The following is a 14936-nucleotide window of genomic DNA, read 5'->3' as shown; positions in this document are numbered from 1 at the left end:
CCTCATCCCTCTTCACGTTTCATCTGCAAAAATATCTCTATCTCATCAATAGAGAACCCTTTGCGATATAACGCTTGTTTCATCTTATTTTCGAATGTCCATCCATCATACTTCTTATATTTCTCATAATATTTATTCCCATGATAGTGTAACGCTTCTTGTTGCTGTTCGTCATCTTTTTCGTCTTTCAATTCTTCCAAACAAATTTGAATTACATCTCTAGAATATCCTTTACGAACAAGCATTTCGTCTAACTTAAGCTTCATTTGTAAAAAGGAATGCTTTTGATAAGACCTTTTCTTCTTTTCTATAAGAAGTAAAGCATTCTCAATTTGCTTTTCCTTCGGATATTCTTGTAAACTATGTGTAATGATTAGATCCTGAACACCTTTATTTAATAACTCTCTTTTAATAACAGTTGGACCCTTTCGATTCACATTACTTTGCGTTCGCGTATATAAAACAGCGTACTCTTTATCATTAATATATCGATCATGTAATAATTTCGAAACGACTTCAGAGATGACGGCCTGTCCCACTTCTTTTTTTCGTAAATAGTCTTCTACTTCTTTTTTTGTTCTCATTTGATAGGATAGATAGGAAATTGCTTGTAAATATGCTTTTTGTACCTCTTCATTGTATAAAATATTTCCTAACGCTTGTTCATCAATTTCTAACCCTTTTTGTAATCCATGTTTCATTAAGATTACTTGATCCACACTAAATCCGTATTCTTCACCTTGACCTTTATCAATATAAATATTAAACCGTTCTTTCGATCGTTTTTGCACTTCTATTTTTGTAATGACAGCCATACTCTCACCTCTCTATTATTTTAACATAGTCAAGGAACGTTTTTGCTTTTCAAGAATATATATAATGAGGAGGAAATAATTGTGAGAATCGCAATTTCTGGTGGTACCGGCTTTATCGGTAAATACCTTTCTACTTTTTTTATTCAAAAAGGATATAATGTTTACATTCTTACTCGAAACAAAACTACTGAAACTTCCCACCCTAACCTTCAGTATGTACAATGGACACCAGATTTACAAACCTTCCCCCTCTCTTCTATTGATGTAGTTATTAATCTAGCTGGAGAGTCTATTAATAGTAGATGGACAAAGAAACAAAAGGACTCCATTTTAAACAGTCGAATTCAAACAACAAAAGGACTTATTAAACAATTGCAAACACTTGGTACAAAGCCAAATACATTTATTAACGCAAGTGCTATTGGATACTATGGAACGTCTGAAACTGAGTCTTTTACAGAACAGCATGAGATTCCTGGAAATGACTTTTTAGCAAATACAGTATATTCATGGGAACAAGAAGCATCTAAAGCACGTTCTCTTGGAATGCGAACAATCTACGCAAGACTTGGAGTTGTATTAGGCGCAGACGGAGGAGCTCTTCCCAAAATGCTACTCCCCTATCAATTCTATATTGGAGGTACAATTGGATCTGGAAACCAATGGTTATCATGGATTCATATAGACGATGTCGTTCGCCTAATTGATTTCATCATACACAAAGAAGAAATTGATGGACCTTTTAACATCACAGCTCCCCTACCTATAAGAATGAAGGAATTTGGAGAAACCATTGCAACTAGAATGAAAAAACCTCATTGGTTACCTGTCCCTTCATTTATGCTTCACACTTTATTGGGTGAGATGAGTATACTTGTACTAGAAGGACAACATGTATTACCTAGTAAAGCAATTGAACATGGGTATCAATACACATTTCCGGCAATAGACCATGCATTACAAAATATACTTTCGCATACAATGTAGTACTTCTAAAACACAGTTTTACAGGGCCCCCTTTCAAAACTTTCATTTTCTAGAATTCGGAGCATTATTACACAAATAACCTTTCAGTTACTTTCCCTTAAATTCCATTAACATTGTAAAGTAACAGAAATGAGGTACCTATGAAAATATTGCTCAAACAAGCCATTGTCTATCCTATTACATCCCAAAAATTTCAAGGGGATGTACTCGTTATAGGAGAAAGAATTGCCGAGGTCAAGCCTTCCATTCAACCCACTCAAGATATGACAGTTATAGACGCTCGTGCTCTTCATCTTTTACCTGGATTTATTGATGTCCATACTCATCTTGGTCTCTATGATGAAGGTACTGGTTGGGCTGGCAATGATGCAAATGAAACATCTGAAGTTTCAACACCACATATCCGTTCTTTAGACGGAATCCACCCTTTTGATATTGCATTTCAAGATGCTGTACAAAACGGAATCACAACTGTTCACGTTATGCCAGGAAGTCAAAACATTATCGGTGGTACGACTTGTGTTATAAAAACAGCTGGAACTTGTATTGATCATATGATTATTCAAGAACCTGCCGGCTTAAAGATTGCCTTTGGAGAAAATCCTAAAAAGGTCCATAGTAATGGAACAAAAGAATCCATAACACGCATGGGAATTATGGGGTTACTTCGGGAATCATTCTATGAAGCACAGCACTACGGACATGAAGCTGATTTTCGAATGCTTCCTATCTTAAAAGCATTACGCCGCGAAATACCTGTACGTATCCACGCTCATCGAGCAGATGATATTAGTTCTGCTCTACGCTTTGCAACAGAGTTCAATCTCGATTTACGCATTGAACATTGTACAGAAGGACACTTTATTGTTGAAGAGCTTTCGAAACACAATTTGAAGGTTTCAGTTGGCCCCACTCTTACACGCCGTTCTAAAATCGAACTTAAAAACAAAACATGGGATACTTACCATATATTATCGAAAAATGGAGTGGAAGTTTCTATAACAACAGATCACCCTTATACACCAATTCAATATTTAAATGTTTGTGCTGCTGTCGCAGTAAGAGAAGGATTAGACGAAAAAACTGCACTAGAAGGAATCACTATATTTCCAGCACGAAATTTACGTTTAGAGAATAGAATTGGAAGCATTGAGGTTGGAAAAGACGCTGATCTCGTGTTATGGACTCATCATCCTTTCCATTATTTAGCCAAGCCTGTACTAACCATGATTGACGGAAAAATAATTTACAAAAAAAATAAAAAAAACTAGTTTATTTTTTTGACTAGATAAAGTATTATACGATTATAAACTGAATGAAACCATAATCAATTTGTGTCGTGATTATCATTTTCAAATTGATGAATGGGGAAGGCAAATGGTGCGCCACCAGCGTTAGAAACTGGTTCTAGTGGGTTCGATTCCCACCCCGAAATTTTTTAAAGATTGATATAAAAATTTCGAGGGTGGGGTGTTTTTTCGTCATGCTACCCTCGTGTGAGGAGGAGTTAGTATGTTGAAAAAACGCGACTTACACGACAGCCACGTTCTATACGAGTTAATGGTGGACCCAGCTGTCTTCCCTTTTGTGCGTCAAAAGGCTTATTCTTATGAGGAGTATTTATTTTTAACGAAACAAACGATTGAAGCTGAAGAGCGTGGGGAATTAATTTCACGCACAATTCTAGATGAATGGGGTAACCCTATCGGAACAATTACTTTATTTGATGTGCAAGAAAAAGCCGGATTTCTCGGAACATGGCTTGGCAAACCATATCATGGAAAAGGCTATAATAAATTGGCGAAAGATTCATTTTTTAGCGAACTTTTCTATGAATTAGATATTGAAACAATCTTTATGCGTATTCGTAAAATAAATATTCGTTCTATTAAAGCTGCCGAAAAACTACAATATGTAAATCTAGCAAACGAAACAAGAAAAGCCGTTTATGATGAAATTAACGCAAATGAAGAAGTATATAACTTATATGAAATTCCAAAAGATCAATATACACTTGCTACAATGCGCGATACAACGTTCCAAGATGTTCACCAATTAAAAGAAGCATAATCTAAATTTTTAGAAAAAATAATTAATCATTAACATTTTGCCATATACGTATATCACCCCATGTCTTTGGAAACGATAGATAGTGACTTTAGGACACGAGGTGATTTGTAATGGATAAAAAGAAACGTGACAAAGCAAAAAATACATTATCTAGTACACAAGAAGTTCTCTACCAACGAGAATTTCGCAAAGCAGATCGCGCAGCGGGTTATCGCTCGAAAAGTATTTAAAGTGAGAATGAATAATTAGAAGTTTTCCCCCCTAATTATTCATTCTCATTACATATTTTTTCTACGTGATAGAATAGACAAAAAAGGTTCCTTATAAATAAGGAACCTTTTTTGTGTGGATAACGTTATCCACACAATTTATAGAATTGTGAATAAATTCAACAAACCCTTCACAAGTTTATATGTTGTAACACATAGTAAATGTTAGAATTGTGGATAGTTTTCTAAAAATTGTGGACAATGTGGATATAGTTGTTAATATTTCGACTTTACTGTTTAATGAAAGCGTAATCTTCATGTGGATAAGTTACTACTTTATCTTATAAAACAATAAAGAACCCTCTTTAAACATATAAGAGAGGGTTTCATATTAAGTAAATAATTGTGCAAGAGCAGGTGATTTAATAGGTATATGATTCGGTTCTACATGATTTTCTGCCAAAATTGTATCCACAATATGACCAGCTGGCTCCGGACGATAAATGCTTTTCATCGCTTCTTTCATTTGAAGAAGCTTCATATCATCTTGTAATAACGCCTCTGTCTTCGCAAAAACCTCACTATCATCACGAATGACAACTGCAGCTCCTTTTCTTTCAAAGTACATCGCATTTTCATTTTCTTGTCCTGGAACAGGCTTATATAAAATGACAGGTACTTGCAATGCTGCCGCTTCACTTAACGTAATACCGCCTGGCTTCGTAATCATACAAGAAGTAACACGGAATAATTCATCAATATTTTCAACATAACCAAATACTTTTAATGCATCAGGATTTTTTTCCTGTACTCCTAATAAATCCTGTTTTAACGCTTCATTCTTTCCACAAACGACAACTACTTGTAAATCAGGTAATGACATAAATGATTGGCATAGTTCTTTTACACTTCCTAATACCCCATGAGCACCTGCTACAATTAGTAAAATCTTTTTATTTTTACATAACTGATATTTATTATATATAATGTCTGGATTAATCTTCAGCTCAAAACTACTCCGAATCGGAATTCCAGTTTCAACAATTTGCTCCGCGGGCACACCAATATCAATCATAATTTTTTTTACGTGATCTGTTGCTACAAAATAACGATCTACTTCCCGATGAATCCATATTTTGTGCACACAAAAATCCGTTAATACGTTATACACAGGAATTGAAATACCTGTTTGCTTTTTTAACTCTGGTACAGCTATTATCGGAAAAGTATTAATAACAATATCCGGTTTCTCTGCTTGTAAAAGTAATTTCAAACGTTTTCTTCCAAAGTTCGCATACCAAGATGCTATTTTTTTATCATAAATTTTTTCTACGCCATAATAAAACAAGCGGTATAATTCTTTTCCTATTGTATAACTTTTTAAATATAAATATTTTGTAATATCGGTTATAACTGGATGTGATTCACCGAACAAATCGCATACAATTACATCTTTAATTCCTTTTTGGCGAAATGTTTGTTCTAATGTTTTCGCTACTTGCACATGACCATTACCGTAATGTGCAGTTAATATTAAAACCTTGGGGTTTTTTATCAAACAAATCCACTCCTAGCTTATTGTTTCTCCATATTGCATATACGACAATAGGAAAAACATTTTCCTTAAAAATTACATAAACAGATTCTAATACTTCTCTTTCAGCTATGTACCTGTCGTGGATATGCAAAGCATATAAGATTGACCCCTTAATCCTATCTGTGCTCATATCTTTACATTATACTTTCCTATAAGAGCTTTCGCAATAACTTACAAATGTTCTCTATTCCATGATACTCACTCTTTTACTTCTTAATTCTTTTTACTATTTTGATTTCCCTTTACAATTATGTAAATTTCTCCACTTATTCCTTACAAAAATATGGATATTCTATTTTCAGTATACTCTTTTCAATATATATACTCTAGGTTTTATTGTAAAGAAAGCAAAAAGTCTAATCCAATATTTGGATTAGACTGCTTGTAAAATATGTCTTGCTTGTTCTACCTTTTTTTCAGTAGGTGGTTCTACATTCGCAAGTGGATACTTATGTCCAAGTGCCTCCCATTTATATACACCAAGCTTATGGTATGGTAGCACTTCAACTTTCTGAACATTAGACAGACTTTGAATAAAACTAGATAATTTTTGTAGATCCTCTTCATTATCCGTAACACCAGGAACTAATACGTGTCTTACCCAAATTGGTTTATTTTTATCCGATAAATAACGAGCAAATTGTAAAATATGTTCATTTGGTTTCCCTGTTAATTTACGGTGTTTCTTTGAATCAATATGTTTCAAATCCAATAAAACTAAATCTGTGTAATCCATTAAAATATCTAGCTTATTTTGGAATTCTGGTTCTTCAGAATAACACCCACCCGAAGAATCAATTGTTGTATGGATTCCAACTTCCTTACATTTCTTAAATAATTCAATTAAGAAATCTAGCTGTAATAATGGTTCACCACCACTAACTGTTATACCGCCTCCAGAAGCTTCAATAAAAGGAAGGTAACATGTCACATCCTGCATTACTTCTTCAACTGTTATTTCTTTTCCTTTACCGATCTCCCACGTATCAGCATTATGACAGTATTGACAACGTAATAAACACCCTTGTGTAAATATGACATAACGAATTCCTGGGCCATCAACAGTACCACAAGACTCTACAGAATGAATTCTTCCTTTTATCATGTTACTTCCTCCTTTATTGAAGCAGCCTCCCTCTGCTATTTATAAAAAGCAGAGGGACACTTTTTCACTTACATACTTTCATGCATTGTACGATTAATTACATCGATTTGTTGTTCACGAGTTAATTTAATAAAGTTTACAGCGTAACCAGATACGCGAATTGTTAATTGTGGATATTTCTCAGGATGTTCCATCGCATCCATTAATGTTTCACGATTAAATACGTTAATATTTAAGTGATGGCCTTCTTTTACTGCATAACCATCAAGCATTGATACTAAGTTACGTACTTGTACATCATCTTCTTTACCAAGTGCTTTTGGAATAATAGAGAATGTATTAGAAATACCATCTTGCGCATCTTCATATGGTAATTTAGCTACAGATAATAATGAAGCTAACGCACCTTTTGTATCACGACCATGCATTGGGTTCGCACCTGGTGCAAATGGTTCTCCAGTACGGCGACCATCTGGAGTGTTACCAGTTTTCTTACCGTATACAACGTTAGATGTAATTGTTAAGATCGACATTGTATGAACAGAATTTCTGTATGTTTTATGTTTACGAAGTTTATTCATAAATGTTTTTACAAGATTTACAGCGATTTCATCTACACGGTCATCATTGTTACCGTATTTAGGGAAATCCCCTTCGATTTCAAAGTCAACTGCAATACCGTTTTCATCACGAATTGGTTTTACTTTTGCGTGTTTAATTGCACTTAAAGAGTCTGCTACTACAGATAGACCCGCGATACCTGTTGCCATTGTACGAAGAACATTTGTATCATGAAGTGCCATTTCAATACGTTCGTAGCTATATTTATCATGCATGTAATGAATAACATTTAATGTGTTTAAATATAGACCTGCTAACCATTCCATTGTCATATCAAACTTACGCATTACTTCTTCGTAATCTAATACTTCAGAAGTAATCGGTGCGTACTCAGGACCAACTTGTGCTTTAGATTTTTCATCTTTACCACCGTTAATCGCATAAAGTAATGCTTTTGCTAAGTTTGCACGTGCGCCGAAGAACTGCATTTGTTTACCAATTCTCATTGCAGATACACAACAAGCAATTCCGTAGTCATCGCCGTAGTCAGCACGCATAATGTCATCATTTTCATATTGAATTGCTGATGTTTTAATAGACATTTTCGCACAGTAGTTTTTAAAGTTCTGTGGTAATTGTTTAGACCAAAGAACTGTTAAGTTTGGTTCTGGAGCTGGTCCTAAATTATCTAATGTATGCAAGAAACGGAATGAGTTCTTTGTTACTAATGGACGACCATCTAATGCCATACCACCGATAGACTCAGTTACCCAAGTTGGGTCACCAGAGAATAATTCATTATAATCAGGTGTTCTTGCAAATTTCACAAGACGTAACTTCATAATGAAGTGATCCACAATTTCTTGTACTTCTTCTTCTGTTAAAGTACCATTTGCTAAATCTCTTTCAATATAAATATCTAAGAATGTAGAAGTACGTCCAAGACTCATTGCAGCTCCATTTTGCTCTTTAATCGCTGCTAGATATGCGAAGTATAACCATTGGAATGCTTCTTGTGTATTTGTTGCAGGCTTAGAAATATCAAAGCCATGAGAAGCAGCCATTTGTTTTAACTCTTGAAGTGCACGCATTTGCTCAGATAACTCTTCGCGTAAACGCATTGTATCTTCGCTCATTACACCGCCAGTTAAATTCAAATCAGCTTTTTTCACTTCAATTAAATGATCAATACCATATAATGCTACGCGTCGGTAGTCACCAATAATACGTCCACGTCCGTATGCATCTGGAAGACCAGTAATTACACCTGATTTACGAGCCGCTTTCATTTCTGGTGTATATGCATCAAATACACCTTGATTATGCGTTTTTCTCCAATCTCTAAAAATACGACTAAGTTCTTTATCCATTTCGTATCCATAAGATTCACAAGCTTGTTCCGCCATACGAATACCACCATATGGTTGTAAAGAACGTTTAAATGGTTTTTCAGTTTGGAAACCGACTACTTTTTCAATATCTTTATTTAAATATCCTGGTTCATGTGATGTAATAGAAGAAACAATTTTTGTATCCATATCAAGAACGCCACCGTTTTCACGTTCTTTCGTTGTTAAATCCATTACTTGATCCCAAAGTTGTTTCGTTGCTTCAGTTGCTCCCGCTAAGAAAGATTCATCTCCTTCGAAAACGTTTACATTATTTAAAATGAAATCGCGAACATCAATCTCTGCTTTCCATTTTTCACCTTTAAAGTTTTCCCATGCGTTTTTAACATTTTCTAATACTTGAGTCATCCTAATCTCCTCCATTTTTGATTAGTACAGGACTAAGATTTTTTATATAACAGCTTACACACTTAGAATACTACTTTTTTGCGAAAGTGAACGAAATAGTTGTGACATGTTTGTGAAATGTTGAGCAAACTACTATGTGCATAGTGTTAACTTCACTTAAAAGTCTTTATAATTAACCCTTTCCTTAATTGTATTTTTTTGGTATCCTTATATACGAGTCCTATTTTGTAATATAAGAACAATACCCATTGTAGAGCTGTAATACTCTTTTCTCCTAATCTGTTATAGTTTTTATAGCAGAACAAAAAAGTGTACATATGTTGTACACTTTTTTGTTACTACTCTAAAACATCTCTTTTTCTATTCCCATCATAGAATCCACCACGACTGCCTTCTAATACAATTAATTGCTCTAATCCTTCTATATGATCACCTATAATTCGCAAGACAGCTGGAGGATGACCTATTTTTGCAAAATGTTCACTGGGACGAATGCGATTCATCTTATCGACCTCTACGCGACTTACACATGCAATCTCGAATCCTGACAGAATTGCTTTCACTTGCGCTACACAAGGTGACAGCAAAGATCTATACCCGATTTCTTTCAAACACTTATGACTGAATGCATTAGGTACTGCAATAAGAGAGCCTACTCCTAGATCTTTTCTATCACAAGCTAAATTTAATGCATATTTAAATGCAGTTACAAGATGAAGCGGTACTCTTAAATCTAAATAATGATTTAGATCATTTAATGCGACATCCATTCCATCTGCAATAGCTTTTGCGAAAGGATATAATTCCCTAGCTGGAATAACAAAGTCACCGTCTATAAATAATACAATTTCTCCTTTTGCAAAATAAGTTCCAAGTGAACGCCCTACATCGTTTCCAAGTGCTTCTTCATATACAATTGTTGTTGCTCCCTTGTCTTTTGCAATCGTTGCTGTTTTATCAGACGAACCATTTACAACAACGATAATTTCAAAAGGTTCAATTTTGCGAAGCTCATCTATAACGTTTCCAATTGTTTTCTCTTCATCTTGTACAGGAATAATGACCGATAATTGTTTTCCTTTATACAACTTAGATGTAACGCCCCATCCTTGATAAAAATCTTCGAAACTTAAAGTATGATAGACACACTCTCTTTTCCTATTTCCATCATAATACCCTCCGCGCTCACCACTGCCTACTATTCGCTCCGCTACAGCTTCTATATGATCACCTATCATCCGTTTTTCAGATTGAGAAAGACCTGTGCCATACGCAGCATGCTCGGCCGGCCGAAATTTATTCGGTGTAATAACGTCAATTGCACAATGACGACTAATTCTCCATTTGCTTTGTACTAGGCGTAAATGAGCGACAATAGGATTAACAAAACATTCATATCCCATGCTTTGAACAACTTCTTTCGTCAACGCATGAGGTACAGATAATAAAGAATCAATTTTTAACTCTTCACGCTCTAACATTGCATTTAATATTTGGCGCCATACTGTTACAGAGTGTGGTTTTTGTTTCTTTAAAAATAATGCGTCCAAATTATTTAAAACGATGTCGGCCTGATCATGTAAAATTGGATTCAGGAATAATTGTAATTTTGAAGTTTGAATAGCAAAATCTCCATCTATAAATAGTAGTACATCACCTATCGCGTGTTTTGCGCCGACTGCACGTCCAACATCGTTCCCTAGTAGCTCTGTATGCTTGATTACTTTACACCCTAAACGACCAGCAACCTCTTCTGTACCATCATTACAACCGTTTGCTACTACAATAACCTCTACTGGATTTAATCCTTTTACCGATTGAATAACGTCTGAAATCGTATCCGCTTCATTACATACAGGTATAATAACCGACAGCGACTTAGCCATTGTTTTCTTCACGAAACCATTTAATAGTTTCTTTCAATCCTTGTTCCCACGTTACTGTCGCTTGAAACTGCACAAGTTCTTTTAATTTCGTTACATCTGGTCTTCTATTTGGAATTTCTTCAAAGCCATGTGGGTATACCTCTTCGAAAGGAACTTGGACAATCTTTGAAGAAGATTTCGTTAGCTTTTTAATTACTTCTGCTACTTCTTTTATACTCTTTTCGTTCTCAGAACCTATATTAATAATCTCACCATTTACCTTCTCATCCATTGCTCGAATCGTTGCCTCTACCGCATCACTTACATACGTAAAGCAACGTGTCTGCTTTCCATCTCCATATACGAGAATGTCTTCTCCTTGCAGGGCCGCACTGATAAATCGTGGGATTACCCCTGCATACGGACCATCTTTCGCTCTTGGACCATAAATATTAAAATAACGAACAATCGTTACCGGTAAACCTTCTAATGCGTAGCCTAAACATAATGTTTCTTCTAACGTTTTACACACTGCATAACTCCAACGTATTTTAGAAGTTGCCCCGTATAATCGATCCCCCTCTTCAGAGAAAGGTGGCTTTGCCTTACCATATACTTCTGAAGTAGACGCAAAGACTACTTTTTTCTTTCCTTTTAGCGCTGCTTGTAAAATGTTTCTCGTTCCATCAAAATTCGTTTCGATAAGCTCTATACTCTTTTCCATTGTCGTTTTCACACCTAAAATTGCTGCTAAATGAAACACTACATCATGTTGATTTACTAATTCATAAATAGAGTTTTTATCTAAAACGCTTATTGGAATAACCCGAATTTCTTTCATTAACTCATCATGATATTTATTTTTCCCTTTATAGAAGTTATCCACAATCGTGACTTCATTTCCTCTTTCCACCAATTCTTCAGCTAGATGCGATCCAATGAAGCCTGCTCCACCTGTAATTAAACATTTCTTACTCATACACTCACCTTCTTTATAATTCCACGTGTATCTATTACTCGCTTCATTCCTTTAAAAAGCTTCCAATCGATATTAGAGTGATCAGTTAAAATTAAAATACAGCCCGCTTGTTTAATGACTTGTTCATCCAAAGAAACCGATTGGTACACCTTATCTCCGAATTTTGCAGAAGAAATATATGGATCGTGATACTCTATCTCATATCCTTCTTTTATTAACAATTCAATAATTGGTAAAGCTGGTGATTCTCTCAAATCATTTACATCTTTCTTATACGCAATTCCTACAATTAAAACTGATGCAGGTGATTGCACCACGCCTTTTACTTTCCGGACTATTTTCTCTGGCATTTCTTCATTAATCACATGTGCTGCTTCAATTAATTGACTAATTGTCCCATTCTTTTTTATTCTCCATTGGAAATATAAAGGATCTACTGGAATACAATGTCCCCCTATTCCTGGTCCTGGCCAATATGGGGTAAATCCAAACGGTTTTGTAGATGCAGCTTCAAGCGCCTCATAAAAATCAATTCCTAAACTTTCACATAGTGTGTTTAACTCATTTACTAATGAAATATTGACTAGGCGCTGAATATTTTCAAATAACTTACACATTTCCGCTACTTTTGGAGAGCTAACAGGAACGACTACATCGAAGATCGTGCTATATAAATCCTGTACTTTTTGTTTGCACTGTTCAGTTTGTCCACTAATAACCTTTGGAATATCCTGAACGGAATATTGACTATTTGCTGGATCAATTCTCTCAGGAGAATATCCGATATAGAAATCTTCTCCTACCTTTTGGCCGCCTTGAGAAACAATCGGAATAATAACTTCCTCGAGCGTACCTGGATATGTGGAGCTTTCGAAAATGAAGGTTTGTCCTTTTTGAAGGTTTTGTTGTATATAATGCGAAGCTGAAATGAGGGCACTTAAGTCTGGTTCTCTTTGTTCATTAATTGGAGTCGGGACAGTGACAATAACATAATCACTATTTTGAAAATCAGCAATACCTTGATCCGGTGTATTTACTATTAATTTTTTTTTAGCCAATAAACTTTGTAACAATTTAGAAGAAACATCCGGAATATAACTTTCTCCTTTTATAATTGATTCTATTTTTCTAGTATCTTTATCTAATCCAAGTACTGTATGTCCTCTCTCTGCAAAATGGACTGCCAAAGGAAGGCCAACATATCCTAATCCGATAATGGCAACTGTACTACTAACATTCATCTGTATTCTCTTCTTCCTTTCTCAATTGTTGAATTATATTTCTATCCCGCTCTCCATCTGTAAAACTCCCGCGTTCGTCTGTGGATTGTAATAAATATGCAATTGCCTCAAGTTGATCACCAAAAATACGGTCAAATGCTGGAATACGCCCATTTACAAATCCATGTTGCTCTGGGCGTACTCGATTTGTTTTTATTACATCTACAAATTCTACCGCTGTAATAGAAAATCCCTCCAAAATAGCTTTCATTTGAGCTAATGGCGGAATAACGAGAGAGTCATATCCTATTTGTTCTATTACCTTTTTATGCATAGCATGTGGTACTGCTGTTAATGAGTTATTCCATAAATCTGGTCGTTTTGCTACTAAATTCACAAAATATTTCCCCATACTAATTGGGTCTGCCGGATGAAACATATCTAATAAACACTGTAAATCATTTAATGCCACATCGTATCCATCTTCAATAGCATGTAAAAAGGGAATTAGTTTTTTCCCCGGAATAACAAAATCACCATCGACAAATAAACAAATATCGGCCGTGGCATGCATAGCGCCTATCGCTCGGGCCACATTATGCCCGAGAGCTTCCTCGAATTCAATAACGATCACATTCTCTAACTTTGCTTGTTTAATTGTCTCAATATCAGCTCCATTCGCAACCACTATAATTTCATCTACACCTGCTTTTTTTACTTCTTGTATAACAAATCTTATAGTCATTTTCTCTTCTGATACGGGGATAATGGCACTATATTTCGCTTTTTTCTTTTGTAATACAACTGGTTTATACTTTCCTATAAACCCTCTATCCCTATTTCCTTCCGAAAAACCACCACGCTTACCATATATTTCGATTACGTATTGCAAAGCACGTAAATGATCTCCCATAATACGACTAGTCGCTTTCGGATAAGGCGAATCGGGTGATGTACCAGTATGAACAGGACGCACTTTATTTGTATGAATAACATCGACCGAAGCCATATCGACAATATCTACTCCTCTAGACATCGCCATCGCTTGAAACAGTGCTGGATCTGCTAAATTCCACCAACCAAATTTCTGAATAACTTCCCTACTCATTGCATGTGGAATTGCGATTAAAGATCCAACAACAAGCTCTTTTTTATTCAAATAACGATTTAGCATAAATTTCCCAACCGTCGTATAATGCGGTCTCATCTTTAAATAAACAGACCATGTTAAATTATTCACAACAATTTGGTGGCCTTGCTGAATTCCTTTTACGAAACGTTGCAGCTCTTTACTATCAATGACAATGTCACCATCTAAAAACAAAACAATGTCACCTTGCGCTTCTCTTGCTCCAATTGCCCGTCCAACATCATTGCCAAGAGAGCATTGATAATAAATTACTTGGCAATGATGTCGTAACGCTATTTCTTTCGTCCCATCTGTCGATCCATTATCTACTACGATAATTTCATATGGCTTCAGCTTCTCCACTTCTACTAAAACTTGTGATAAAGTACTCGCTTCATTATGCACTGGAATAACAACTGATACTCTCATACTTGTATCACTCTTACCCTTCCAAGCGAACATAAGAAATAATAGGAATACGTACCACTACATCTTCCGGTGGTCCATAAGAAGGAGAAGTACGAACACTTACTGCCCCGTCTGTCACAGATAACAGAATACCTGCAACAATTTCTACAGCTGTCACAACTTGCACTAACTCACCAACATGGTTACGCAATTCATCAGTAAATAACATATATA

General features: G+C 35.4%; 13 protein-coding genes. 4 read left to right on the top strand and 9 right to left on the bottom strand.

The features are described 5' to 3' along the window. Positions 1-2 precede the first annotated feature (2 nt). Positions 3-815 carry a recombination regulator RecX gene (gene recX / locus J0835_RS02615; protein WP_000268514.1) on the bottom strand — a complete coding sequence of 271 codons (813 nt, stop codon included), beginning with the start codon at positions 813-815 and terminating at the stop codon, positions 3-5. A gap of 81 nt (positions 816-896) precedes the next feature. Here recX and J0835_RS02610 point away from each other — a divergent pair, with 81 nt between their 5' ends. The 4 genes from J0835_RS02610 (at position 897) to J0835_RS02595 (ending at position 4102) form a co-directional block, all read left to right on the top strand. After that, on the top strand, positions 897-1802 hold the full coding sequence (locus J0835_RS02610) for a TIGR01777 family oxidoreductase (RefSeq protein ID WP_087979341.1): 906 nt from the start codon (positions 897-899) through the stop codon (positions 1800-1802). 140 nt (positions 1803-1942) lie between these two features. Beyond that, the gene (locus J0835_RS02605; RefSeq protein ID WP_087979340.1) at positions 1943-3073 is read left to right on the top strand and encodes an amidohydrolase; all 1131 of its coding nucleotides are present in this window, start codon (positions 1943-1945) and stop codon (positions 3071-3073) included. A 241-nt stretch (positions 3074-3314) separates the two neighbouring features. Then, positions 3315-3872, top strand: a complete 558-nt coding sequence (locus J0835_RS02600; protein ID WP_087979339.1) for a GNAT family N-acetyltransferase — start codon at positions 3315-3317, stop codon at positions 3870-3872. A gap of 110 nt (positions 3873-3982) precedes the next feature. Then, positions 3983-4102, top strand: coding sequence for a YfhE family protein (locus J0835_RS02595; RefSeq protein ID WP_000358484.1), 120 nt, complete (start codon positions 3983-3985; stop codon positions 4100-4102). Between the two features lie 370 nt (positions 4103-4472). Here J0835_RS02595 and J0835_RS02590 read toward each other — a convergent pair whose 3' ends face one another. The 8 genes from J0835_RS02590 to J0835_RS02555 all read right to left on the bottom strand — a co-directional run bounded on the left by J0835_RS02590 (position 4473) and on the right by J0835_RS02555 (position 14931). Beyond that, the gene (locus J0835_RS02590) at positions 4473-5639 is read right to left on the bottom strand and encodes a diglucosyl diacylglycerol synthase (protein ID WP_087979338.1); all 1167 of its coding nucleotides are present in this window, start codon (positions 5637-5639) and stop codon (positions 4473-4475) included. Between the two features lie 412 nt (positions 5640-6051). Further along, entirely contained in the window at positions 6052-6783 is a 732-nt protein-coding gene (gene pflA, locus J0835_RS02585; RefSeq protein ID WP_048559761.1) for a pyruvate formate-lyase-activating protein, read from the bottom strand. A 68-nt stretch (positions 6784-6851) separates the two neighbouring features. Next, on the bottom strand, positions 6852-9101 hold the full coding sequence (gene pflB, locus J0835_RS02580) for a formate C-acetyltransferase (protein ID WP_087979337.1): 2250 nt from the start codon (positions 9099-9101) through the stop codon (positions 6852-6854). Between the two features lie 338 nt (positions 9102-9439). Further along, a complete protein-coding gene (locus J0835_RS02575) occupies positions 9440-10987 on the bottom strand; it encodes a glycosyltransferase family 2 protein (RefSeq protein WP_140386658.1) in 1548 nt (515 codons plus the stop codon). After that, complete coding sequence (locus J0835_RS02570; protein WP_087979334.1) at positions 10980-11945, bottom strand: NAD-dependent epimerase/dehydratase family protein; 966 nt, start codon at positions 11943-11945, stop codon at positions 10980-10982. Before J0835_RS02570 ends, J0835_RS02575 begins: the two co-directional genes overlap by 8 nt. After that, the gene (locus tag J0835_RS02565; RefSeq protein WP_087979333.1) at positions 11942-13186 is read right to left on the bottom strand and encodes a nucleotide sugar dehydrogenase; all 1245 of its coding nucleotides are present in this window, start codon (positions 13184-13186) and stop codon (positions 11942-11944) included. Before J0835_RS02565 ends, J0835_RS02570 begins: the two co-directional genes overlap by 4 nt. After that, entirely contained in the window at positions 13176-14756 is a 1581-nt protein-coding gene (locus J0835_RS02560; RefSeq protein ID WP_140386657.1) for a glycosyltransferase family 2 protein, read from the bottom strand. Before J0835_RS02560 ends, J0835_RS02565 begins: the two co-directional genes overlap by 11 nt. Next, entirely contained in the window at positions 14737-14931 is a 195-nt protein-coding gene (locus tag J0835_RS02555; protein WP_002166988.1) for a hypothetical protein, read from the bottom strand. Before J0835_RS02555 ends, J0835_RS02560 begins: the two co-directional genes overlap by 20 nt. Positions 14932-14936 lie beyond the last annotated feature (5 nt).

The sequence above is a fragment of the Bacillus cereus group sp. Sample62 genome (genome assembly GCF_036851315.1).
GTDB classification, from domain to species: Bacteria; Bacillota; Bacilli; order Bacillales; family Bacillaceae_G; genus Bacillus_A; species Bacillus_A wiedmannii.
This window is presented reverse-complemented; position numbering and strand designations above follow the sequence as displayed.

Bases quoted from the DNA above. Each gene is read 5' to 3' on its own strand.
- recX (WP_000268514.1), bottom strand. From the start codon at position 815: ATGGCTGTCATTACAAAAATAGAAGTGCAAAAACGATCGAAAGAACGG.
- J0835_RS02575 (WP_140386658.1), bottom strand. From the start codon at position 10,987: ATGGCTAAGTCGCTGTCGGTTATTATACCTGTATGTAATGAAGCGGAT.
- J0835_RS02605 (WP_087979340.1), top strand. From the start codon at position 1,943: ATGAAAATATTGCTCAAACAAGCCATTGTCTATCCTATTACATCCCAA.
- J0835_RS02595 (WP_000358484.1), top strand. From the start codon at position 3,983: ATGGATAAAAAGAAACGTGACAAAGCAAAAAATACATTATCTAGTACA.
- J0835_RS02570 (WP_087979334.1), bottom strand. From the start codon at position 11,945: ATGAGTAAGAAATGTTTAATTACAGGTGGAGCAGGCTTCATTGGATCG.
- J0835_RS02600 (WP_087979339.1), top strand. From the start codon at position 3,315: ATGTTGAAAAAACGCGACTTACACGACAGCCACGTTCTATACGAGTTA.
- J0835_RS02565 (WP_087979333.1), bottom strand. From the start codon at position 13,186: ATGAATGTTAGTAGTACAGTTGCCATTATCGGATTAGGATATGTTGGC.
- J0835_RS02555 (WP_002166988.1), bottom strand. From the start codon at position 14,931: ATGTTATTTACTGATGAATTGCGTAACCATGTTGGTGAGTTAGTGCAA.
- pflB (WP_087979337.1), bottom strand. From the start codon at position 9,101: ATGACTCAAGTATTAGAAAATGTTAAAAACGCATGGGAAAACTTTAAA.
- pflA (WP_048559761.1), bottom strand. From the start codon at position 6,783: ATGATAAAAGGAAGAATTCATTCTGTAGAGTCTTGTGGTACTGTTGAT.
- J0835_RS02560 (WP_140386657.1), bottom strand. From the start codon at position 14,756: ATGTTCGCTTGGAAGGGTAAGAGTGATACAAGTATGAGAGTATCAGTT.